Raw genomic sequence first — 23,522 nt, forward strand, 5'->3', positions numbered from 1 at the left:
ATCAATCGGATTGTTTCAGTCCCATCAGCGCCGCTGCAAAGGGATTGTCGGGATCAATCTGCTTTTCCTTCTTCGGCGGGCGGGCCGAATAGGTTTTGCTGCCCTGATCCTGACGGCCACCCTTCTTGTCGGGCTTGCCATCGCGGCCAGGCTTGCCGCCACGTGGTTTGCCCTTGCCGCGCGCAGCGTCGCCGCCACGCTTTGCGCCGCTCTCGCCAGCGTCCTGACCGCGACGGCCACCGCCGCGGTGGCCGCCCGTCTTCCGGGCGCGCCCCCAGGTGAAGGTGTAGAACACCTCCATCTCAAGCTCGTCTACATTGGCATCGGCAGCTTCGCCAACCGGGGTCTCGATCTCGGCGGTCTCGGGGATCGGATCAACAGCTGCCGGGTCGGCCATGGTTTCTGCAACCGGTGCCACCCCTGCGTCCTCAATCGCCGCAACATCAGCCGGAACATCAGCTGGCGCGTCTGCATCAGCGGTAACTGTTTCCGTAACGGCAGCGGTATCGGTCTCATCCGGGGCGGCGGCAGGCGTGTTTTCAACCTGTTGCGCCGCGTCCATCACCGGGATATCCGCATCAGGCGTGCTGGTTTCGGTGACCACCGTGTCAACCGCCTTGGCCTTGACCCGCTCGCCCTTGTCGGCCTGATAGCCAAGCCCCTGCATCAAATCTGCAAACTGCTCCAGCGTCATGCCGGTGATCGACAGCATGTCGGCCTTGGCCTCGAACCCGCCACGGCTGTCTTCGGCGCGCAGCATGTCTGCAAGACGTTCGAGCATGTCGATACGGATCATGCGTTCGCCCGCGTTGCGATACCCGCACATGGTATCATAGCCCTGCGGAGCATCCTTGATCACAGGAACGGTCACCAGACCGGCAGGCGGTGCATCGGGGAATTCGCCAAGACCCTCGGACAGAGCCCAGAGCACCAGCCGCAGGCGGGTCGGCGCCGGCTTCAAAAGCAGCGGCATGAAGATGGTGAACTGGCCAAAGCGGATGCCATGTTTGCGCAGCGCGCCACGCGCATCCTGGTCCAGATCTTTCACTTCCTGCGCGACACTGCCGCGCGGCAGCAGACCCAGACCCTCGACCATGCGGAAGGCAAAGCCACGGGCCAGGCCGGTCAGCTCCTCGTCGCGCTGCAGGTTGAGCAGCGGCTCAAACAGCGCGTTGATCTTGCGTGAGATGAAATGTTGCAGGCGGCGTTCGACCTTCTGGGCCACATCTGGGCCCGCAGTATCGTCGACAAACACCTCGATGCGCGGATTCAGCGGGTCAGCGCCGGCCACCAATTTGCCGACAGCATATTCACCCCACATCAGGCCGCCCTGATCGGTAAAATCAATTTCGGTATCCGGCGCGTTGTAAAAACGGTCAGCCCGGAGATGGAAATGCGGTGCGAGTGCTTGCAGGGAGGCGGATTTCAACGCCTTTGCCTCGGCGCCTTGTGCGCCCTTGTCCGGAGAGAACCGGAACCCTTCAAGACGACCAACGAATTCACCTTCGACGGTCACTTCACCCTTATCATTCACTTCGGCCAAAAGGGCCTCCTTCTGTTTGAGCCGGCGCAAAAGCACGGATGTGCGCCGGTCCACAAATCGCTGAGTCAGACGTTCGTGCAAGGCGTCCGACAATCTGTCTTCTACAGCGCGCGTCTCCCCGCGCCAATGACTTTCATCACGGACCCAGCCGTTCCTTTGTGCGACATAGGTCCATGTTCGTATAAAGGCCAAACGTTTCGACAATGCGTCAATGTCGCCATCAACCCGATCAATCCGTTTGACCTGCCGCGCCAGCCAGTCGTCCGGGACAACGCCTGAGTCGTGCAAATACTGGAACAAAACGCCCAAGAGCCCCGAATGTTCCGATTGCGAGATACCGCGAAAATCCGGGATGCGACAGATATCCCAGAGCAATCGTACCGAGGGCGCGTTGGTTGTGCGCGCCAGAATTTCATCCTGCTGGGACAAGGATTTCAAGGCGATAAGATCGTCCGCTTCGCGGGCGCGGATCAGGTTCTGATCGTCAGGCGCTGATTCGAGAGAGCGGATCAGTGCCTCTACCGTGCCGAATTGCAGCGCCGAGGAACGCCAGTTCAATTTCTTCAACGGCGTGAACCGGTGTTCCATGATCGCCTGCGCGACGCCATCCTCCAGCGGCGGGGCATCGCCGGTAACCCCAAAGCTGCCGTGACTCATCCCGCGCCCTGCCCGCCCCGCGATCTGGGCCAGTTCATTCGGGGCCAATTGCCGCATCCGGCGACCGTCAAATTTGCTGAGCGAAGAAAAGGCGACGTGATCGATATCCAGATTGAGACCCATGCCGATGGCATCGGTCGCGACCAGATAGTCCACCTCGCCATTCTGGTAGAGCTCGACCTGGGCGTTGCGGGTCCGGGGGCTGAGCGCGCCCATCACAACGGCTGCCCCGCCCTTCTGTCGGCGCAACAGTTCGGCGATGGCATAGACATTGTCGATGGAGAACCCGACGATAGCGGTGCGCGCAGGCATCCGGCTGAGCTTCTTGGATCCGGCATAGACCAGATCCGAAAGCCGTTCGCGGCGCATAAACTGCACGCCCGGAACCAACGCAGCAATCGGCCCGCGCATGGTGTCAGCGCCAAGAAACAGCGTCTCATGAGTGCCACGCGCCCTTAGCAGACGGTCGGTAAAGACATGGCCCCGTTCCGGGTCGGCGCAGAGCTGGATTTCATCCACCGCAAGGAAATCGCAGCCCATCCCCTCGGGCATCGCCTCAACAGTGCAGATCCAGTATTGTGCGCGCGGCGGCACGATGCGCTCTTCACCGGTAATCAGTGCCACCACCGACGGGCCACGGGCGGCGACGACCTTGTCATAGACCTCGCGCGCCAGAAGCCGCAACGGGAATCCCATGACACCCGTGCGATGCCCCAGCATACGTTCAATCGCATAGTGCGTCTTGCCGGTATTGGTCGGCCCCAAAACCGCCAGGACCCTGGCGCTCCCGGAACTCTGCATGCCTGTCATGATATTGCCCTCAACGCCCGAACCGAGCTCAACTGTCCGCCCTAAAGCTCTTTGCCCTCGACTTCGGTCTTCAGCCGGTCGAGCGCGCTGGTTATCGCCTCGTGGTGCGGATGTATAGCCTGCGCCCTTTTATAGGCCTCATAGGCGTTTTGCGGGTCATTGAACTGTTCGAACATCGCCCCCAGCGCAAAAATCGCATTGTAGTCGTTGGGGTTCAGCATCAGCGTCTGCTCCAGATCGGCCACGGCAGGGCCATAGAGGCCCGCGGTGAAATACGCCCGTGCGCGCTCGTACCAGCCCATGGCAAATCCTGGCGCATGATCGGTCAGCGCGGTCAGATGCTCGATGGCAATGCGGGTATCGCCGCGGTCCAGCGCATCCTTGCCACGTTTCAAAAGCAGGTCCATCGCAGGTGAGCCGCTACTGTTCCAGAGCGCCTGCAGGGATCTGTCCAGACCGATGGCTTCCTGCGGGTCGGCATCGGACAAAGCGGCCAGCAGGTCCGCCTCGCCCTGAACCTCCTGAGCGTGACCTTGCAAAGGCACGGAAAACAGGACTGTCAAAGACGTTGCCGCCACGATAGCTTTGAGATTGGAGAATTTTGCAACCATGATGGGTTAAGTGTAACCGCGCAGCCTGCGTTTTCCAGAGTGGGAAGGACATCCTTCACATAAATTTGCAGGCTGCGGACCAAAATGAGGACTGAACATGAGCGAAACGCTGACCCAAGCAGCAGAAACGCTGAACGCAAAAATGGATGGTGGCTTTGACGGCTCCGCCAAATTCGACATCACCGGCATGGGTACCATCATGCTGGATCAGAACGGGGCCCGCGTCGCCGACGAAGAGGCAGAGGTCACCATGACCGCCGACGCAGAGACGTTTCAGTCCATCATCGAGGGTGAACTGAACCCGACCACCGCGTTCATGAGCGGCAAGCTGACCATCGACGGTGACATGGGCACCGCGATGAAACTGGCATCGGCGATGGCCTGATGGACGCGCGCCCGATGGATCTGACCCCCGCTCCCTTCTTTGCCGATATCGCGCGAGGACCAGACGGCGGGCAGGCCCATTGGGTAAGCACCAGCGATGGCCTGCGCATCCGCGTGGGCCATTGGCGTCCTGCGGGCGCTGAGAAGGGCACGTTGCTGCTGTTTCCCGGGCGCACCGAATATATCGAAAAATACGGCGGAGCTGCCCAGGATCTGGCAAGCCGAGGCTATGCAACGCTGGCAATCGACTGGCGCGGCCAGGGGCTGGCGGACAGGATGCTGCCGGAGCGGCTTCTGGGTCACGTCGTCGCCTTTCGCGATTTTCAGAAAGACGTCCAGGCGGCGGTTGAGCTGGCCGATCGGCTCGCTCTGCCGAAACCATGGTTCGTCCTCGGCCATTCTATGGGCGGCGCCATCGGTCTTCGCGCAGTCATGGAAGGGCTTCCGGTCAAAGCCTGCATTTTTTCCGCGCCGATGTGGGGAATTCAGATCCCGCCCGCGCTGCGGCCCGTGGCGCGGCTGCTCAGTTCTATGGGTGACCGGTTCGGCATCGGCGCAATGCGGACCCCGACGACAACCCTAGCCCCATATGTGCAGGCCAGCCCGTTCGAGGGCAATTCGCTCACCAATGATCCTGAGATGTACCGCCTGATGCAGGATCAGCTTGCGGCACAGCCCGATCTGTCGCTTGGCGGGCCGACCGTCCGATGGCTGGGCGAAAGCCTGCGAGAATGTGCCGCCCTTGCGAAAATGCCCTCACCCGCACTGCCCTGCATCACCTTCCTCGGCACACAGGAACAGATCGTCAATACGGCAGCCATTCATGACCGGATGGCGCGCTGGCCGGGGGGCGAACTGGATCTGGTCGAGGGGGCGCAACATGAAGTGATGATGGAAGGGGCTGAAACCCGCCGCGCCATTTTTGACAAGATCACCCGTTTGTTCGATCAATACGCAGACTAGGTTCACCCCGGACAGGCTGACGCGATCAGCGTTCTTAAAATCTCGCGCGCAGTGCCCCCTGCCCGGCCAATAAATCGCCGCCCGACGCGGGCCGCTTGCTTGTGATCCCCAGCCCTCGCGCTTAGATGTCGGAGAAGACACACAACAGCCCGAGGTGCCCTGATGTTCAACGCTCCCTTCCTTGACCGCGACCTGATGCGAGACGCCAACGCCAATGCTGCGGGCGGTGCCGGGCCGGATGGGCTGGGCAATCTGCCTGAGTGGGATCTGAGCGACCTCTACACCTCTGAGGATGCGGCAGAGTTGGACCGCGACCTCAACTGGCTGGAGAACGAATGCGCCAGTTTCGCCAGTGACTACGAAGGCAAACTGGCCGATCTGGATGCCGACGGTCTGCTGGCCTGCGTCTTGCGCAACGAGAAGATCAACGCCATCGCCGGGCGGATCATGTCCTTTGCTGGTCTGCGCTATTATCAGCTGACCACCGATGCCGGTCGCGCCAAATTCATGTCCGACATGCAGGAGAAGGTAACGATCTTCACCACGCCGCTGGTGTTCTTCTCGCTTGAAATCAACCGGATTGAAGACGCGGCACTGGAGGCCCATTTCGCCGCCAACAGCGATCTCGCCCGCTACAAACCGATTTTTGACCGTATTCGCGCGATGAAGCCTTATCAGCTGTCTGACGAGCTGGAGAAATTCCTGCATGATCTGGGCGTTGTAGGCGACGCCTGGGAGCGGCTTTTTGACGAAACGATTGCCGGCCTCACCTTCACCGTTGACGGCGAAGAGTTGAACATCGAAGGCACGCTGAACCTGTTGACCGAGCAAGACCGCACCAAGCGGGAAGCCGCGGCGCGCGAACTTGCCCGGGTGTTCTCCGACAACATCAAGATCTTTGCCCGTGTCCACAATACCCAGGCCAAGGAAAAGGAAATCCTGGACCGCTGGCGCGGGATGCCCTCTCCGCAGATGGGACGCCATCTCTCCAACCACGTCGAGCCGGATGTCGTCGAGGCCCTGCGCGAAGCTGTGGTGGCCGCCTACCCCAAGCTGTCGCATCGCTATTACGAGCTGAAGCGCAAATGGCTGGGGCTGGACCGGATGCAGGTCTGGGACCGCAATGCGCCGCTGCCAATGGAGACCTCCCGCACCGTCAAATGGGAGGAGGCACGCAAGATGGTGATGGATGCCTATAGCGCTTTTGATCCGCGCATGGGCGATCTGGCAGAACCGTTCTTTGACAAGGGCTGGATCGACGCCGCCGTGAAACCGGGCAAGGCGCCGGGGGCATTTGCTCACCCGACCGTCACCGATGTGCACCCCTATGTGATGCTGAACTACCTCGGCAAACCGCGCGATGTGATGACGCTCGCGCATGAGCTGGGCCACGGCGTGCATCAGGTACTTGCAGCCGAGCAGGGCGAAATGCTGTCGTCAACGCCGCTGACGCTGGCGGAAACAGCATCTGTGTTCGGCGAGATGCTGACCTTCCGCAAGATGCTGGAAAACGCCAAGGACCAGAACGAGCGCAAGATCCTCTTGGCGGGCAAGGTCGAGGACATGATCAACACGGTCGTGCGCCAGATCGCGTTCTATGACTTTGAATGCAAATTGCATGCCACCCGCGCCGAAGGCGAGCTGACCCCTGATGACATCAACGCGCTGTGGATGTCGGTACAGGCCGAGAGCCTTGGTGAAGCCTTTGATTTCATGGAGGGCTACGAGACCTTCTGGACCTATGTACCGCATTTTGTCCACTCCCCCTTCTACGTATACGCCTATGCTTTTGGCGACGGGCTGGTGAACGCGCTCTACTCCGTCTACGCCGAGGGGGCCGAAGGGTTCGAGGACAAGTATTTCGACATGCTGAAGGCAGGCGGCTCCAAACACCACAAGGAACTTTTGGCGCCCTTTGGCCTGGATGCATCAGACCCCAAGTTCTGGGACAAGGGTCTGTCGATGATTTCCGGCTTCATTGACGAGCTGGAGGCAATGGAGGACTGATGCCTCTCTCTCTGCGCCCGGTTTGCCGCAGCGAATTTGATCTGGTCTCCCATATCCAAGTGGAACCGGACCAGGTCCGTTTTTCCGGCACCGTGGCTCAGGCCTTTGAAGACAATGAGGACGGCGTGGATTTTCACGCCATCCTCGACGGCATCCGCGCGGTCGGGTTCTTCAAAACTGACCGTCTTTACCACGAGACCTATGATTTCGCGGAAGCAGATACTCTTGGCCTGCGCGGATTCATGATTGATCGCAGCGCGCAGGGTAAAGGCTATGCCACGGCCGCCGTCGCAGCCCTGAAAACCTACTTTCCCGCCCTATACCCGGATCGTCCTGCCGTGGTGCTAACGGTCAACATGCAGAACCCCGCAGCTGTCCGCTGCTACCTGAAAGGTGGGTTTCAGGACACCGGCGGCATCTATCCCGATGGCTTGGCAGGCCCGCAGCACATCCTGCGGATGAAACTAACGTAGCCACTCGTCGCAATAATCTCCTGAGCGCAAGCTACCCATAGATAAACTAGAGCCGAAAATTGAAAGGAAGCACTTTGCGAAACGACTTCATGCTTGGAAGCGTCAAGACTTACGCTGCAACTACAAGAAAGCTCCTAGAAACATACGAGAAAACGATGGGAGAGCCCGCGCCAAAGCTGCAGGGTCCACCGAAACAGCGATACCAGACTGCGTTAAGCTTATTCGAGAAGAAAAGTATTCGCCTACCAGAGTCATTGCCGAACACTCAGAACATCAGCGACATTGACGACATCCCACCCAATGCCTTCTTTGATGCTATGGTAGATACAATTTTTAGTGAAAAGTTTAGCAACGATGACGACTACTTGCTTCGGGACTTCCTAAGAACGGCTACAACCCTAGCCACCCAGAACCTGGGTGCAACCAAGCGCATCAACGTCGGAAACAATTTGCATTTCCAGCGCATGTTTCAATACGTTAGAGAACTAGAAGAATGGGCCGACGCAGAGGAACCCGGATATGGCCTCCAGGTTCTGAATGCAGCTGGGGCTGGCAAAGTTGCGCAATACCCTGAGGGTCCTGACAAGCTCATAATACGCATTTGGCACAACTGATCTGCGCTTAAGTAATTTGGGAACGCAATTCTTGGGTCGAATAGCGTTCCCCTTTTTTGTGAACTGCTTCTTACAGATGCGGGAAGTAATCCTCGCACTCCCCCTCGCGGTAGACATCCGCGGTGCAGCAGTGCAGACCGCCGCCGAACGCATAGGCGTCGCGCAGTTCGACCTCGACCACTTCTAGACCCAGCTTGTCCATCTGCTCTGCCTGATAGACCTCGGACTTCTCGACGCAGACGGTTTTCGGGTCCAGCACCAGCACGTTCATCGACAGCCAGGTGGAGGAATAGCACAGCGGCGGCGGGGTGTTGTGGGCAGGCTGTGCTGCGTCAACGATTTCCCAGCCGTTCTTATTGAACATTTCGCGCTGCTCGTCCGGCAGGCGGCGCTGCGGGTTGTTCAGGATCAGCCCCGGCCGCAGCGGCGTGAAGGTTGCGTCGATGTGGATCGGATACGGGTCGCCCGGGAAGTTCACCGTATGCACCCGGTGATCCGGGAAGTGGCGGCGCAGCCATTCAATGCCCTTTAGGTTGGTGGTAAAGCCGTGCTGCACCACCAGATCCTTGCCGAAGCGCAGCACGTCGGCGGCGTCAAACAGCGGCTCTTCCTCGGTGGTGACAAAGAATTTCTCCGCCGCCCATTCCAGCCGCTTGGCCACGCCGATCTTCTCGCTGAGGTAATCCGGGTGGTAATCTGCGTCCGTGAGGCGCGGCTTGGGGGCGGCTTCGTGGCGGAACCTGGGGTCTTCTTCCCAGTACTTCTGCAAAAGCGGGCGGTAGTTCAGGTATTCGAACCAGCGGCAGCGGTAGGACATCGTCGCTTCCAGCATCTCATGGCCGACAGTCAGCAGCACGTCACGCGGCGGCATGCAGCCGAACTGGCTATCGGTGTTGAAGTCCGGGGTGGTCACCGGCTGGGAATGATCAATCGAAACCGGCCGGTCCACCCGGATGCCGCGGTTCTGCAGCTGGCTGGCGAAATTGTCCAAAAGCTCATTGGCACGATCGATGGTTTCCTGCGGGCGGCGGCCCCACTGGCCGCGCATGTCGCTGTCTTCCGGCACCTTGGCATCCAGCGCGGGCTCTTCCGGCGGGATGTGGCAATCATCGGCACGGCCCACGATCACATGGCGCAGCGTGTCCCATTCATTCCAGCTTTTGACTTCAGTTTTTTCCGGCGACCAGGCCATGGATGCCTCCCTTGATCTCGGGAGGCAAAGGCGGGGCCTTCAATCTCCCGATTGAAAGTCCCGGCGTACAGGAGCGTTGTTTTGGGCCAGAGCAGTCTGCCTGCGGCGACGCCATCGCCTGTGAGCCCGGCTCGGGATATAGCATCCGCAGATGGCGCGAGGAAGATACTTCGGCGCGATCAAATCGGCGAAAGGACCATGTTACTTCAGCTGGCTGTCCTTGGAGCCGCGCCGATTGATCCCGCCACGCGCCTGCTGGGCGCCGTCGCGTTCCTGCTGACACTCGATACAGAGTTTGACGCCAGGGATCGCCTTACGCCGCGGTTCGGGGATCGGCTCCTCGCAATCGGCGCAATGTGTCAGGCTTTCACCGACAGGAGCGCGCCTCGACCTGAGACGCGCCAGCTCGTCACTGATTGACGCTTCGATCTGTTCACTCACCGCACCATCGCGGGTCCATCCTCCGGCCATACTGTTTCTCCTCCTGTCCTGCGATTTACTGGTTTCGACCTGCTGCACCCCTGGCTGCGAAACGCCCTCCACACCGCTCGGGTTCCGGTATCCGCCGGATCGCAGTCTACAATGCGGGCGCTTTATTGGGAACGAAATCGCGATCCGGGCTGTTGAGTATTCGACGACGGCACCGATGCCGTCTTTCTTTTGTGACCGCGCATCACTGGCATGACAAGTATCTGAGCCGAGCGCGGAATTGACCGACTCTGAAGGAGACGCCGCTCATGCTGAAGATCCACTGCCTCGCCTACTCCCGCGCAATTCGCCTGATCTGGCTGATGGAAGACCTCGGGCAACCCTATGATGTCACAACCTACGACCGCACGGATAACTTCAGGGCGCCTGAAAGCCTTGCCAAGATTCATCCGCTCGGCAAATCGCCTGTTATTGAGGACGCCGACATGAAGATAGCGGAATCGGCGACCTGCCTGCGGTATCTTTCTGATCGCTATGGTGACAGCCGCCATCAACCAGCTCCGGGGACAGCAGACGCATTGCGCCACGACGAGCTGCTCGACTACGTCGAGAGCTCCTTTGCCGAGGTTGCGATGGGCGTGCTCCTACCGGCCCTGAAGGGAGAGGATTCTGGAGATGAGGCCAAGAAAGCTGTGGACCTGCATCTGGACTACATCGCCCAGCAGCTTCCTGAAACGGGTTTGCTGTTTGGCGATCAGGCCGCGCTCGCCGATATCCAGTTCTCGTACATCCTCGCCAATCTGGCGGCGATTGGCGCGCTGAAGGATGCGCCGCGCGTCGCGCGCTACTGGACCGATCTGCAGGCACAGGATGGCTACAAGGCCGCAGTGGCGAAGGTGGGACCGATGGCCCCGTCGTTCTGACCCGTGGCCCCGCTGTGTCCCCCCAATTGTCCCAATCCCATTATCGAAATGAGGAGACCGTTATGAAAGTTCTTGTCGCAGGTGCTACTGGCAATACAGGCCGCCGGGTGGTGGAAAAACTTCAGCGCCTGGGCCATCAGCCCATCGCATTGATCCGGGAGGGGTCGGATACCAGCACGCTTCCACCCGGGACTGGCACGCGGCGCGGCGACCTTACCGACCTGCCTACGGATGTCTGCGAGGGGTGCGACGGTGTGATCTTTGCAGCAGGATCTGGCGGCGACACCTCTCGCGAAATGACGGACAAGGTTGATCGTGATGGCGCGAAGGCGCTTGTGGATCTTGCAAAATCATCGGGCGTGGCCCGGTTTGTCATGCTTAGTTCGATAGGAGCCGGCGATCCCGATCCCAAAAGCGAACTTGCCCATTACCTGCAGGCCAAACACGACGCGGATGTTTATCTGGAACAGTCGGGACTGGACTACGCGATCCTGCGCCCAGTACGTCTGACTGAAGGCGACGGCAGCGGAGACCTGCTGTTCGGCGAGCAGGTCGATCCCGAAGGCGTCGCCGCACGAGGCGATGTCGCCGCAACCCTCGCAGATGCCGTCAGCAACCCGGCATGGTCGGGAAAAACAAAGCGGATGCAGTCACTGTAGCCGCGGACCATCGCTGACAGCCCTCCTCCTTCTAGCGCAGACGCAGTTCTGTCGTCCCGTCAAAGAAATAGGCGTCAGCATCGTCAAAATCCAAGGCGACGGCGCTTCCTTCGGGCAGCGCCTCGTCCCCCCGTGTTTCGACAATGATCTTCTCTCCTGTTGGGGTGCGTAGATAGTCGTAGGACACACCGCCCAGCCGCTCGCGCAGATCAAGGATCAGATCGCTGTCACGGGCAACGACAGAGAGATGCTGCGGGCGCAATCCCACAAGGACCGATGCACCCTCTTCAGGCAGCGTGACAGAGGCCGCGATCCGGCGGCCGCCAAGAGCGGGTACTGTGACCGCGCCGCCGGAAACGGTCGCTTGCAGGAAATTCATGCTCGGCGAGCCGATAAACCCCGCGACGAACCGGTTGTCGGGATCGGCGTATAGCTTCATCGGGCTGCCAACCTGTTCGACGCGACCGGCCCGAAGCACGACGATCTTGTCTGCCAGCGTCATCGCCTCCACCTGATCATGGGTCACATAGATCATGGTGGCGCCAATTTCCTTGTGCAGCCGAGCGATCTCGACCCGCATATCCACGCGCAGCTCGGCATCGAGATTTGACAGCGGCTCATCGAAGAGAAAGACATCCGGCCCGCGCACGATCGCACGTCCGATGGCGACGCGCTGGCGCTGCCCGCCCGACAGCGCCTTGGGTTTGCGTTTAAGATATTGATCCAGCTTCAGGATCCGGCTGGCCTCTGCCACCTTTTCCCGGATCGCATCCTTGGGATGACCGGTCATCTTAAGCCCGAACCCCATATTATCCTCAACCGTCATATGCGGATATAGCGCGTAGGACTGGAAAACCATCGCAACCCCACGGTCAGCCGCATCCAGTCGTGTGACATCCCGCTCACCGATATGGATGCTGCCGCTGCTGGTCTCCTCCAACCCGGCGATCATCCGCAGAAGCGTCGACTTTCCGCACCCGGATGGGCCGACAAAGACGCAGAACTCACCGTCCTCAATGGTGAGGTCCACGTCGTGGATCACCTGAACGTCACCATATTTCTTGACGGCCTTGGCCAGAGTGACCCCTGTCATGTGTTCTCTCCCTCGGGTTAATTTGGAAATTGCCAGGTCTCGGCCGCTGCCGCGATTTCCTTGGCGGTTGTCATCAGGGCCGGTCGAAGCGTCTCCAGCTCCTCCAGCGAGCGACGCTGCACGGAGGAGGTGATCGACAGCCCGCCCATCACTTTGCCCGCCTCCGACAGGATCGGAACGGCAATGCAGATGATGCCCGGTTCATGCTCTTCACGGTCGAAGGCAACGCCGTCTTTGCGGATCTGCTGCAACTCGTCCATCAGCGCCTCTGGCGTGGCCAACGTGTTGGGCGTATGGGCAAAAAACGCCTGCCTGCGGATCGCATCCTGCTGCGCCTCCTGCGACAGATACGCGATCATCGCCTTACCCACCCCGGTACAGTAGCCCGGCCCTATTTTGCCCGCCTGGCTGAACATCTCAATCGGTGTGGCCGCATTACGCTTGTCGACGTAGAGTACCTGCCCCCGATCCAGCTGCGCCAGATGTATGGTCTCGCCGATATCCTGTGACAGCTTGTCCAGATAGGGCCGCGCCACCGGAGCCAGCGCGCTTTGCCGCCAGGCAGCATGAGCCAATCGCACCAGGCGCAAACCCGGAGCATAGGTCTGATGGGTCTCATCATAGGACAGCATCCCCTGATTGGTCAGCGTCTGCACCAGCCGGTACAGCGTCGCCTTTGGGTGATCCGAGGCCGCCAGCACCTCGCCGAACCGCATTGGGCGGCCCGCTTCAGCGATCTGATCCAACACGGCCAGAGCCTTGCCAACGGTGCCATCTGTCTCTCGCGATTGGGGCGCAGCTTTCGCCATTACTGTCCTTTCTCTGATCGGGCGGGGCCGATGTAACTGTTGACATCCTTAGCCGAGCGCGGTCATAGTTTCAATAGTTGGAATTTGGTTCCAATATATGAAACCAAACGACACACGTCAACAGGGAGGACGTCATGAAGACTTTGAAAGGAACAGTTGCGGGCCTGGCTCTCAGCCTCGGCCTGGCCACTGCGGCACAGGCTGAATTGAGCGGCACGCTCAAGATTTTCTCAGATATGTCCAATCCTGCGCCGCGCGCAGTAATGGAGGGGATGGCGGCTGAATTCGACGCGATGCACCCGAACCTGACCGTTGAGCTGACGGTGATCGACCGCGAGGCCTACAAGACGCAGATTCGCAACTTCCTATCTGCCAACCCACCGGACGTGGCCAACTGGTATGCGGCAAACCGGATGCGGCCCTACGTCTCTGCCGGGTTGTTCGAAGACATTTCTGACCTTTGGGCAGAGCCGGAAATCGCTGATGCGCTGGCCTCCACCAAGGGCGCAATGACATTGGACGGCAAGCAATGGGGCGTGCCCTACACCTACTACCAGTGGGGCGTCTACTACCGCGAGGACATCTACAACGAGCTTGGCCTCGAAGAGCCCGAGGACTGGGAGACCTTCAAAGCGAACTGCCAGAAGATTCTCGGTTCAGGTCGCAAGTGTTTCACCATCGGCACCAAGTTCCTGTGGACGGCCGGCGGCTGGTTTGACTACCTGAACATGCGCACCAACGGCTATGATTTCCATATGGCGCTGACCAATGGTGAAGTCGCCTGGACCGATGACCGTGTAAAGCAGACCTTTGCCAACTGGCGGGAACTGATCGACATGGGGGCCTTTATCGACAACCATCAGTCCTACAGCTGGCAGGAGGCCCTGCCCTTCATGGTCAAAGGTGAAGCCGCCGCCTATCTGATGGGCAACTTTGCCGTAGCACCGCTGCGCGAAGCCGGTCTTGGCACCGATCAGCTGGATTTCTACCAGTTCCCGACCATCAATCCCGATGTCGAGCTGGCTGAAGACGCACCAACCGACACCTTCCACATTCCATCCGGCGCCCAGAACAAAGAAGCCGCGCGCGAGTTCCTGCGTTTCGTCGTCTCGGCGGACAATCAGACCAAGATCAACGGCGGCGCAGCACTCGGCCAGCTGCCTGTGAACTCAAAGTCCTCCGTCGATGATGACGAAATGCTCAATCAGGGCTTCGAGATGCTGTCCGCCAACGCGCCCGGTGGTATCGCGCAGTTCTTTGACCGCGATGCACCAGCGGAAATGGCCTCCGTTGCCATGGAGGGCTTCCAGGAGTTCATGGTCTTCCCGGACAATCTGGATGATATCCTGAACCGTTTGGAAAAGACCCGCGAGCGCGTCTACTGATCACTGCTGCTGGCCAAAACAACGCGCAAGGCCGATCTGCCTATCGGCCCTGCGCAGCCCTGTCACGGACCGGAGCGCGCAATATGCTGAACCGTATCGGCCCTTCCCAGTCGACAGGCTGATATCAATCGACAAACAAGGGAGAATTCCCGTGGCTGAGATGAACCTCGCTCCAGAAACCAGATCGTCTGCCAGCGCATCAGGCAGCCGTGACAGCTGGCTAAGGCGCAATCGTCAGACCCTTGCGCCCTGGCTCTTTCTGGCGCCCGGCGTGATTTTCTTTCTCTTCTACGTGATTTTCCCGATCGTACAGAGCTTCAACCTGTCGTTCTACCGCTGGGACGGGCTCGGTGATCCACAGTTCGTCGGCATGGAAAACTACCGGGAGCTGATGGATGATCGCGCGTTTGAGGTCTCGCTCTGGAATAACCTGAAATGGCTTCTGCTGTATTTGCTGGCAATCCCGGCAGGCCTGTTCATCGCGCTGTTCCTCAATCAGACCGTAACCGGCATTCGCCTATACAAGTCTCTGTTCTTCTTTCCATTTGTGATCAGTCAAGTTGTTGTCGGCCTGGTGTTCAGCTGGTTCTATGACCCGACCTTTGGCCTGCTCAATCAAGTGCTGGGCTGGGTTGGTCTTGGGCCGTTGAATGTGCTGGGGGATCCGACGCTGGTGACCTATGGCATCATCGCGGCAGGCCTGTGGCCGCAGACGGCCTATTGCATGATCCTCTACCTCACGGGCCTCAATGCGGTTGATCCCGAACAGGTCGAGGCGGCGCGGCTGGACGGTGCCAAAGGCGCCAAGATGCTGTGGTATGTGATCATCCCGCAACTGCGGCCGGCGACCTTTGTTGCCTTTGTCGTGACAATCATCGGCGCACTGCGCAGCTTTGATCTGATCTCCATCATGACCAACGGCGGCCCGTTCGGCTCCAGCCGGGTGCTGTCGTTCTACATGTTTGAAAAGGCCCTGTCGGAATATGGCTTCCGCATGGGTTATGGCGCAGCAATTGCAGTGGTGCTGTTCCTGATCATGCTGTGCTTCATCGCCTACTTCCTGTGGTCCATGTACCAAGACGACAAAGGGGGCCGCTGATGTTTCCGAAACCCATTCAGAACAGTTCTCGCGGATGGCAGGCCACCTATCAGGCCCTGGTTCCGACTGCGCTCGTCCTTTGGCTGTTGCCGCTGATCGCGGTGGCCATCTTCTCGATCAAACCGGATGTGGACTTTACCACCGGCAACTACTGGGGAATGCCGAGCTCGTTTGAAGGCGCCAGCAATTACGGCAAGGTTTTCTTTGGCTCCGACATGCCACGCTACCTATTGAACTCCGTCCTGATCACGGTGCCGACGGTGATCGGTGCGGTAGCACTCTCCTGCATGACAGGCTTTGCGCTTGGCGTGTATAAATTCCGTGGCAACCTGCTGCTGTTTTTCATGTTTGTGGCAGGCAACTTCGTGCCGTTTCAGATCCTGATGGTTCCGGTCCGCGATCTGACGCTGGACATGGGGCTCTACAACACCAAAACTGGCCTTGTGCTGTTTCATATCGCCTTTCAGACCGGGTTTTGCACGCTCTTTATGCGCAACTTCATCCGCGCCCTGCCTTTTGAGCTGATCGAAGCCGCCCGCGTCGAAGGGGTCGCGGAATGGCGGATCTTCTGGTTCGTGGTATTGCCGCTGATGAAACCCGCAATTGCGGCGCTCAGCGTGCTGATCTTTACCTTCATCTGGAATGATTATTTTTGGGCAGTTGTTCTGACCCAGGGCGCCGAGAGCCAGCCAGTGACCGCAGGCATCACCTCCTTCAACGCGCAATACCGGGCAGCGTACCATCTGATGAGCGCGGGCAGCATCGTGGCGGCCCTGCCGCCGGTTGCGATGTTCTTCCTGATGCAGCGCCACTTTATCGCCGGTCTGACGCTGGGAGCCGTGAAGTGAGCACGGTGAGAGACATCCGCTGCTGGGCGCTTCAGGATCAGTGCCAAAGCCTGATCCTCGCCGCCCGTGGCACCGATCTGGCAGAGGTCATCTACTGGGGACCGCGGCTGCCCGATGGAACCGATCTGGACATGCTCGCCGCCGCCTCGCGCATGGATGTGACGGGGGGGATGCTGGATCAGGTGCCGCCGCTGTCGATCTGCCCCGAGGCACGCCGCACCTTCCCCGGCCAGCCCGGTCTGTCGCTGACGGATGGCGCGGGCAAGGCACTGCTGCCACGCTTCACCTTCGAGCGGGCGGAGGAAGGCACTCGGACCCTCACACTCCACTATCGCGATGCCAATAATGGCCTGCACTATCAGGCACAGTTTGAGCTGACGCCCGTAACCAGCATGATCACTGCGCAGGCCGCTCTCACCTCGGAGCAGCCCGTCAGCGTGAACTGGCTCTCCGCTCCGGTCTTTCCGGCACCTCAGAACAGCCATCAGATGATCGACTTCCATGGCCGCTGGATCGGTGAATTTCAGACCAGCCGCACCGCCTGGAGCGCAGGCGCGCGGCTAAGGGACAACCCCACAGGGCGCACCGGGCATGAGCATTTCCCCGGTCTGATTGTGCCCTGCAGTGGTGCCACGAACAGCCAAGGATCCGCCTATGCCTTCCACTACGGCTGGTCCGGGGGCCATAGAATGCTGGCAGAGGAACTCCCCGACGGGCGTCGCCAAATCCAGTGGGGACACGCCACCGGCAGCCGCCGCACATCCGGCACGCGTTTTCAGACGGCGCCACTCTATGCGGTGTTCTCGGATCGGGGGATCAATGGCTGCGCTGTCACCTTCCAACGCCACCTGCGCGATGAGATCCTGCGACCACCTGAGCCTGTGAGCGCGCGTCCGGTGCATTACAACTGCTGGGAAGCGGTCTATTTCGAGCACGATCACGCCATGCTCTGCGAGATCGCAACCCGTGCGGCCGACCTTGGCGCGGAACGTTTCGTGCTGGACGATGGATGGTTCGGCAAACGTGATGACGATACCACATCCCTCGGCGACTGGACGATCGACAGGCGCAAATACCCCGATGGGCTGATGCCACTGATCGACCATGTCCACGCCGAAGGCATGGCATTTGGCATCTGGTTTGAACCGGAAATGATCAATCCTGAAAGCGATCTGTTCCGCGCCCATCCCGACTGGGTTCTGGGCGACTTGGATCAGGTGCTTGGTCGCCAGCAAATGGTACTGAATATCGCCCTGCCGGAGGTACAGGCCTATCTCTACGACCGCATTGCAGCGGTTCTGGCAGATCACCCGATCGACTATGTGAAATGGGACCACAACCGTGTCCTGCCCGAGCCGGACAGCGCCCAGGCCGAGGCAGCCTATGCGCTCTTTGACCGCCTGCGGGCAGACTTCCCCAAGGTGGAATTCGAGAGCTGCTCCTCGGGTGGCGGGCGTATAGACTTTGGGATCCTATCGCGCACCCATCGCGTCTGGCTTTCGGACAGCAACGATCCGCTGGAACGGCTGCGGATCCAGCATGAAGCGGCGCTTTTCCTGCCGATGGTGGTCACCGGCAGCCACGTAGGTCCCCGAAAATGCCACACCTCTGGCCGGGTGACAGACATCCGCCTGCGCGCCTGGGTCGCGGCGCAGCGCCACATGGGGTTTGAAATGGACCCGCGCGAGCTGACCGAGGAAGAGGCAGACATCCTCCGCAAGGTAACTTCCTGGTGGAAAGACAACCGCCACTGGATGCAGCGGGCCGATATTCTGCGGCTCGACAGTGACGATCCGGCGGTAATCGCAGAGCTACAGCGCGCAGAGGATGGCAGTCGGTTTGTCGTCTTTGCCGGGGTTTGTGAGGCCAGCGCACAGATCCTGCCCCGCCCGCTTCGCCTGACCGGGCTAGAGCCGGATACGCTATATGAAATCAGCCTGCTGAACCGCGAGGATGCCCCCGGCCTGTCACGCGGTTCACCTCTTTTGAAAACCGGCACTGCCCCCCTTAGCGGCCAATATCTGATGCACCAAGGGATCACCCTGCCCTGGACATTCCCACAGTCGATCTGGGTGATTGAAGGAACACGCCTATGACCAAAGACAGACGAAATCGCGCCTGGTACGGCAAACTGGACAAAGACGGATTTATCCACCGCAGCTGGATGAAAAATCAGGGCTTTCCCGATCATGCCTTTGACGGCCGACCAATCATCGGGATCTGCAATACCTGGTCCGAACTGACGCCCTGCAACTCCGGTCTTCGCGATCTCGCCGAGGGGGTGAAGCGCGGGGTCTGGGAGGCTGGCGGCTTCCCGGTTGAGTTCCCGGTCATGTCGCTTGGTGAAACCCAGATGAAACCGACGGCGATGCTGTTCCGCAACCTTCTGGCCATGGATGTGGAAGAGTCGATCCGGGCCTATGGGATTGACGGCGTTGTCCTGCTTGGCGGTTGTGACAAGACCACACCGGGCCAGCTGATGGGAGCGGCCTCGGTCGATCTGCCTTCCATCGTGGTCAGCTCGGGCCCAATGCTGAACGGCAAATGGCAGGGTAAGGATATCGGTTCCGGCACAGACGTCTGGAAATTCTCCGAAGCGGTGCGCGCGGGTGAGATGACCTTGCAGGACTTCATGGCGGCTGAATCCGGGATGAGCCGATCCAAGGGCGTGTGCATGACCATGGGTACGGCCTCCACTATGGCGTCCCTCGTCGAAGCGATGGGGATGAGCCTGCCGACGAATGCCGCCCTGCCAGCAGTGGACGCCCGCCGCATGGCGCTGGCGCATCTCACCGGAAAGCGGATTGTCGAAATGGTGGAGGAAGATCTCAAACCCTCCGACATTCTGACCCGCGATGCGTTCATCAACGCGATCATGGCCAATGCAGCGGTTGGCGGCTCGACCAATGCGGTTGTCCATCTTCTGGCACTGGCTGGCCGTGTCGGGGTAGAGCTGACCCTGGATGATTTTGGTCTGGGGAGCGACATCCCCCTCTTGGTGAACTGCATGCCCTCTGGCAAATACCTGATGGAAGATTTCTGCTATGCGGGCGGCATGCCTGTCGTGCTGAAGCAACTTGCCGATAATGGGCACCTGCGCAGCAACACCACCGTTCTGGGGGGCGACATCACAGCATATGCCGAGGGTGCCGAATGTTTCAACGACGACGTCATCAAGAGCTTTGACGAACCCGTCAAACCGGCAGCGGGCCTGCGTGTTCTGCGCGGCAATCTTGCGCCCAACGGGGCCATCGTCAAGCCCTCAGCCGCGACCGATCATCTGCTGGAGCACGAAGGCGTCGCCCATGTTTTCGAGACCATTGAGGACATGAAAGCCAATATTGACCGCGACGATCTACCGGTGGCCAAAGACAGTATCCTGGTGCTGAAAGGCGTCGGTCCCAAGGGCTATCCGGGTATGCCGGAGGTCGGCAACATGCCGATCCCACGCAAACTGGTGCGCGACGGGGTACGCGATATGATCCGCATTTCCGATGGTCGAATGTCCGGCACGGCATTTGGCACCGTGATCCTGCATGTCTCGCCAGAATCGCAGGCTGGTGGTCCCCTTGGCCTGGTCCAGACCGGCGACCGGATCCGGGTCAGCGCAAAGAACGGCACGCTTGACCTTCTGGTTTCGGAGGAAGAGCTGACCGCGCGCCGGGAGGCCTGGCGACCAGAGCCGCCGCATTACACGCGCGGCTATGCAAAACTCTATGTCGACAGCGTCCTTCAGGCTGAAAAAGGCGCTGATCTTGATTTTCTCGTGGGCAAAGACACCCGCCCCGTCACACGGGAGAGCCACTGATGAGCAATACTGCAATCTTTCCGGACCTGAAGGGCACATCGGTTTTCATCACCGGCGGCGGTTCCGGCATTGGGGCCGCGCTGAGCGAGGGGTTTCTGCGTCAGGGCGCCAAGGTCGCCTTTGTCGGACGCTCCGATGCCTCCGCATTTGTTCAACGGATGGAAGCCGAGACCGGCAACCGCCCCTTGTTCATCCAATGCGACATCACCGATATCCCGGCGCTGAAATCCGCGATTGAGCAGGCGGCAGAGGCACATGGCCCGATCACCACGCTGGTGAACAACGCCGCCAACGATCAGCGCCACGCCACGCTGGATGTGGACGAAGAGTTTTGGGACTGGGCGCAGGCGATCAATCTCAAGGCCTATTTCTTTGCCTGTCAGGCTGTGCTGCCAGGGATGCAGGCCGCCGGTGGCGGGTCAATCGTGAACTTCACCTCCATCAGCTATATGATGGGCAACAGCGGCTACCCCGCCTATACGACTGCCAACGCAGGCATCAATGGCCTGACCCGCAGCCTTGCCCGCGAGTTCGGGCCGGATCATGTGCGGGTGAATGCGCTGGCGCCCGGGTGGGTGCTGACCGACAAGCAGCTTGATAAATGGGCCACGCCCGAGGCGCTTGCCGCCCATCTCGATCGCCAATGCCTGAAGGATCATCTCGCCCCTCAGGATATCGTCGGCTCCACGCTTTTTCTGGCCTCGGCAACAAGCCGCATGATCACAGGACAGACGCTGGTGGTGGATGGCGGGGTTGTGGTGACAGGATGACGGCCGATCCCAACCGTTCCTTTGACATGATGCCAGCTGGCCCGACGCCTGCATGGATTGCGGCTGACTGGGGGACGAGCCAGCTGCGGCTGTGGGTGATGGACAACAGTAATCAGGTCCTCGACCGCATCTCCTCTGACCGCGGCATGTCGCGGCTTGGCCCGCAGGACTATGAACCGACACTGCTGGGCCTGCTTGGCGATCGTCTGGCGCCCGGCAGCAACAGCGATGTCCGGGCGGTCCCGGTCATCTGTTGCGGAATGGCAGGTTCGCGTCAGGGCTGGGCCGAGGCCCCTTATGCCACCGCGCCCTGCCCCCCGCCGGGAATAGCCGAGGCGACCCGACCGCTGATACAGGACAAACGCCTGACCGTTTACCTGCTGCCCGGCATCAAGACGACCGATCCGGCGGATGTGATGCGCGGGGAAGAAACCCAGATTGCGGGGTACCTCGCACAAGACAGCAATCAGACCGGGCCTCAGGTCATTTGCCTGCCCGGCACCCATAGCAAATGGGTCAAACTGGATCGGGGCCAGGTCACCAGCTTCTCGACCTTCATGACCGGCGAGATGTTCGCACTGCTGCAAGGCCAATCCGTACTTCGACACTGCGTCTCTGAGGATGGCTGGGACGAAAAGGCGTTCAAACAGGCCGTGGCCAAGGCGCTCTCCTCGCCGGCTGCGATCTCGGCACAGCTGTTTCGTATCCGTGCGGATGCGCTGTTGTCCGGGCAGAACGCGGAGACCGGAAGAGCGCGCCTGTCAGGGCTTTTGATCGGTGCGGAGCTTGCCGCGACCCGGGGCTACTGGTCTCACCAATCCGTCACCATACTCGGCACAGATGCGCTGGCCCGCTGCTATGAAACAGCCCTATCCGCGCTGGGGCGCAAGCCCCGTCGCGTTGACGCCGAATCCCTGACACTCGCGGGTCTATGCGCCGCATATGACCAACTGCAAAAAGGCCAAACCCAATGAGCCGTAACATCATCGCCATCCTGCGCGGTCTGCGCCCCAAAGAGGCGCGCGCCATGACCGATGCCCTGATGGATGCAGGTATCACCAAGATCGAAGTGCCGCTGAACTCTCCCCAGCCTTATGACAGCATCGCCGCCATGCTGGATCAGGCAAAGGGGCGCGCCACAGTCGGCGCTGGAACGGTGCTCAACACCGGCGCAGTGGCTCAACTCGCGGCCATGGGGGCGCAGATGGTGGTTTCGCCAGACTGCAACCCTGATGTGATCCGTGCAACCAAAGCCGCAGGCATGTTGTCCTATCCGGGTGTCTTCACCGCGTCAGAGTGTTTTTCGGCTCTCCGAGCCGGTGCTGATGGTCTGAAGTTCTTCCCTGCCTTCAAACTGGGACTGGACGGTTTTTCGGCGCTGAAAGCGGTCCTGCCCGCTGATGCTGAAACCTACGCGGTAGGCGGTGTCGGGCCTGCGGATTTTGCTGATTGGCACAGGGCAGGCATCACCGGTTTTGGCATGGGGTCCTCTCTCTACAAACCCGGCCGCCCTGTCGAAGATGTCGCCCTCCTCGCTGCAGAAACCGTCGCGGCCTACGACGAGGCCTTCGATGGCACGTGATCCGGCGCTCCATCCCATGACAGCGCAGGTCTTCAGCGAAACGCGCTGCACGCTGGGGGAAGGTCCGCTGTGGCATCCGACGCGCAAACAGTTGTTCTGGTTCGATATCCTTGAAAAACAGCTGCTGAGCGTTGCCGGAGAAACGGAGATCCGCTGGCAGTTCGACGACTGCGTTTCCGCCGCAGGCTGGGTCGATGATCAGACCCTGATCATGGCCGGCGCCCGTGCGCTATGGCGGTTTGACATCGAAACCGGCACCCGCACGCATCTGATTGATGTGGAGGCCGATCAGCCGCTAACCCGCTCCAACGATGGGCGCGCAGATCCCTGGGGCGGGTTCTGGATTGGCACGATGGGCTACAAAGCGGAACCCGGCCTTGGCGCCATCTACCGCTACCATCGGGGCGAATTGCGCCAGCTGGTCGCACAGCAAACCATCACCAATGCCATCTGTTTTGCCCCTGACCAATCCTGCGCGTATTTCACCGATACAACGACCGGCAAGATCATGCGCCAGCCTCTGGCGACCAAAGACGGCTGGCCGGTTGGCGCGGCATCGGTCTTCCTCGACCTCAGCAACCAGGATTTTGGCCCTGATGGCGCGATTGTCGACGCCGAAGGCCGCTTCTGGAATGCCCAATGGGGGGCCGGCCGTGTCGCTGTCTATACCTCGACCGGCGCGCTGTCAGAGATCTATCCGATCCCAACCTCCCAGGCCTCCTGCCCTGCGCTTGGCGGGGACACCTTGTCAGAGCTGTTCGTTACCACCGCCGCAGACGGGCTGAATGATGCGGCTGCAGGTAGGACCTATCGCATTCAAACAACGGCCAAAGGCCAGCGCGAACACCGCGTCATTCTCTGAG

22 protein-coding genes are annotated in these 23,522 nt (G+C 60.2%); 16 read left to right on the plus strand and 6 right to left on the minus strand.

Going from position 1 to position 23,522, the window contains the following annotated elements:
• Position 1: 1 nt before the first annotated feature.
• Both VXL81_RS00690 and VXL81_RS00695 read right to left on the minus strand, forming a co-directional pair.
• Positions 2-3,010, minus strand: coding sequence for a helicase-related protein (locus tag VXL81_RS00690; protein ID WP_416552489.1), 3,009 nt, complete (start codon positions 3,008-3,010; stop codon positions 2-4).
• A 41-nt stretch (positions 3,011-3,051) separates the two neighbouring features.
• Positions 3,052-3,621 (minus strand): tetratricopeptide repeat protein, encoded by a 570-nt coding sequence (locus VXL81_RS00695; protein ID WP_416543152.1) that lies wholly within the window; start codon positions 3,619-3,621, stop codon positions 3,052-3,054.
• A gap of 97 nt (positions 3,622-3,718) precedes the next feature.
• Here VXL81_RS00695 and VXL81_RS00700 point away from each other — a divergent pair, with 97 nt between their 5' ends.
• The 5 genes from VXL81_RS00700 to VXL81_RS00720 all read left to right on the plus strand — a co-directional run bounded on the left by VXL81_RS00700 (position 3,719) and on the right by VXL81_RS00720 (position 8,062).
• On the plus strand, positions 3,719-4,006 hold the full coding sequence (locus tag VXL81_RS00700) for an SCP2 sterol-binding domain-containing protein (protein WP_340544777.1): 288 nt from the start codon (positions 3,719-3,721) through the stop codon (positions 4,004-4,006).
• Complete coding sequence (locus tag VXL81_RS00705) at positions 4,006-4,968, plus strand: alpha/beta hydrolase (protein ID WP_340544776.1); 963 nt, start codon at positions 4,006-4,008, stop codon at positions 4,966-4,968. The genes VXL81_RS00700 and VXL81_RS00705 overlap by 1 nt, the downstream gene beginning before the upstream one ends.
• Positions 4,969-5,130: 162 nt before the next feature.
• Complete coding sequence (locus tag VXL81_RS00710) at positions 5,131-6,975, plus strand: M3 family oligoendopeptidase (RefSeq protein WP_416552491.1); 1,845 nt, start codon at positions 5,131-5,133, stop codon at positions 6,973-6,975.
• Entirely contained in the window at positions 6,975-7,448 is a 474-nt protein-coding gene (locus tag VXL81_RS00715; RefSeq protein WP_416552493.1) for a GNAT family N-acetyltransferase, read from the plus strand. The genes VXL81_RS00710 and VXL81_RS00715 overlap by 1 nt, the downstream gene beginning before the upstream one ends.
• Positions 7,449-7,522: 74 nt before the next feature.
• On the plus strand, positions 7,523-8,062 hold the full coding sequence (locus tag VXL81_RS00720; RefSeq protein WP_416552495.1) for a hypothetical protein: 540 nt from the start codon (positions 7,523-7,525) through the stop codon (positions 8,060-8,062).
• 70 nt (positions 8,063-8,132) lie between these two features.
• Here VXL81_RS00720 and VXL81_RS00725 read toward each other — a convergent pair whose 3' ends face one another.
• Entirely contained in the window at positions 8,133-9,254 is a 1,122-nt protein-coding gene (locus tag VXL81_RS00725; RefSeq protein ID WP_416552497.1) for a serine/threonine protein kinase, read from the minus strand.
• 201 nt (positions 9,255-9,455) lie between these two features.
• Positions 9,456-9,725 (minus strand): DksA/TraR family C4-type zinc finger protein, encoded by a 270-nt coding sequence (locus VXL81_RS00730; protein WP_340544771.1) that lies wholly within the window; start codon positions 9,723-9,725, stop codon positions 9,456-9,458.
• 266 nt (positions 9,726-9,991) lie between these two features.
• Here VXL81_RS00730 and VXL81_RS00735 point away from each other — a divergent pair, with 266 nt between their 5' ends.
• The gene (locus VXL81_RS00735) at positions 9,992-10,606 is read left to right on the plus strand and encodes a glutathione S-transferase family protein (RefSeq protein ID WP_416552499.1); all 615 of its coding nucleotides are present in this window, start codon (positions 9,992-9,994) and stop codon (positions 10,604-10,606) included.
• 62 nt (positions 10,607-10,668) lie between these two features.
• Entirely contained in the window at positions 10,669-11,265 is a 597-nt protein-coding gene (locus VXL81_RS00740; RefSeq protein WP_416552501.1) for an SDR family oxidoreductase, read from the plus strand.
• 31 nt (positions 11,266-11,296) lie between these two features.
• Here the strand turns inward: VXL81_RS00740 and VXL81_RS00745 are convergent, their stop codons facing one another.
• Together VXL81_RS00745 and VXL81_RS00750 are read right to left on the minus strand one after the other, a co-directional pair.
• Positions 11,297-12,358: an ABC transporter ATP-binding protein gene (locus VXL81_RS00745; RefSeq protein ID WP_340544768.1), complete on the minus strand. Its 1,062-nt coding sequence runs from the start codon at positions 12,356-12,358 to the stop codon at positions 11,297-11,299.
• Between the two features lie 17 nt (positions 12,359-12,375).
• The gene (locus VXL81_RS00750) at positions 12,376-13,167 is read right to left on the minus strand and encodes an IclR family transcriptional regulator (RefSeq protein WP_416543214.1); all 792 of its coding nucleotides are present in this window, start codon (positions 13,165-13,167) and stop codon (positions 12,376-12,378) included.
• A 134-nt stretch (positions 13,168-13,301) separates the two neighbouring features.
• Here VXL81_RS00750 and VXL81_RS00755 point away from each other — a divergent pair, with 134 nt between their 5' ends.
• From VXL81_RS00755 to VXL81_RS00795, 9 genes are all read left to right on the plus strand, one after another.
• Positions 13,302-14,552, plus strand: a complete 1,251-nt coding sequence (locus VXL81_RS00755) for an ABC transporter substrate-binding protein (RefSeq protein ID WP_416552503.1) — start codon at positions 13,302-13,304, stop codon at positions 14,550-14,552.
• Between the two features lie 160 nt (positions 14,553-14,712).
• Positions 14,713-15,651 carry a carbohydrate ABC transporter permease gene (locus tag VXL81_RS00760; RefSeq protein ID WP_340546288.1) on the plus strand — a complete coding sequence of 313 codons (939 nt, stop codon included), beginning with the start codon at positions 14,713-14,715 and terminating at the stop codon, positions 15,649-15,651.
• Positions 15,651-16,499, plus strand: coding sequence for a carbohydrate ABC transporter permease (locus VXL81_RS00765; RefSeq protein WP_340544765.1), 849 nt, complete (start codon positions 15,651-15,653; stop codon positions 16,497-16,499). The genes VXL81_RS00760 and VXL81_RS00765 overlap by 1 nt, the downstream gene beginning before the upstream one ends.
• Positions 16,496-18,595 carry an alpha-galactosidase gene (locus tag VXL81_RS00770; RefSeq protein ID WP_416552505.1) on the plus strand — a complete coding sequence of 700 codons (2,100 nt, stop codon included), beginning with the start codon at positions 16,496-16,498 and terminating at the stop codon, positions 18,593-18,595. Before VXL81_RS00765 ends, VXL81_RS00770 begins: the two co-directional genes overlap by 4 nt.
• A complete protein-coding gene (locus VXL81_RS00775) occupies positions 18,592-20,307 on the plus strand; it encodes an IlvD/Edd family dehydratase (protein WP_416552507.1) in 1,716 nt (571 codons plus the stop codon). Before VXL81_RS00770 ends, VXL81_RS00775 begins: the two co-directional genes overlap by 4 nt.
• Positions 20,307-21,077 (plus strand): SDR family NAD(P)-dependent oxidoreductase, encoded by a 771-nt coding sequence (locus VXL81_RS00780; RefSeq protein WP_416552509.1) that lies wholly within the window; start codon positions 20,307-20,309, stop codon positions 21,075-21,077. The genes VXL81_RS00775 and VXL81_RS00780 overlap by 1 nt, the downstream gene beginning before the upstream one ends.
• Positions 21,074-22,051, plus strand: a complete 978-nt coding sequence (locus tag VXL81_RS00785; RefSeq protein WP_416552511.1) for a 2-dehydro-3-deoxygalactonokinase — start codon at positions 21,074-21,076, stop codon at positions 22,049-22,051. The genes VXL81_RS00780 and VXL81_RS00785 overlap by 4 nt, the downstream gene beginning before the upstream one ends.
• Positions 22,048-22,659, plus strand: coding sequence for a 2-dehydro-3-deoxy-6-phosphogalactonate aldolase (locus VXL81_RS00790; RefSeq protein ID WP_416545155.1), 612 nt, complete (start codon positions 22,048-22,050; stop codon positions 22,657-22,659). The genes VXL81_RS00785 and VXL81_RS00790 overlap by 4 nt, the downstream gene beginning before the upstream one ends.
• Entirely contained in the window at positions 22,649-23,521 is an 873-nt protein-coding gene (locus tag VXL81_RS00795; protein ID WP_416552513.1) for an SMP-30/gluconolactonase/LRE family protein, read from the plus strand. Before VXL81_RS00790 ends, VXL81_RS00795 begins: the two co-directional genes overlap by 11 nt.
• Position 23,522 lies beyond the last annotated feature (1 nt).

The organism is Phaeobacter sp. JH204B (assembly GCF_048055755.1).
GTDB lineage: Bacteria > Pseudomonadota > Alphaproteobacteria > Rhodobacterales > Rhodobacteraceae > Phaeobacter > Phaeobacter bryozoorum.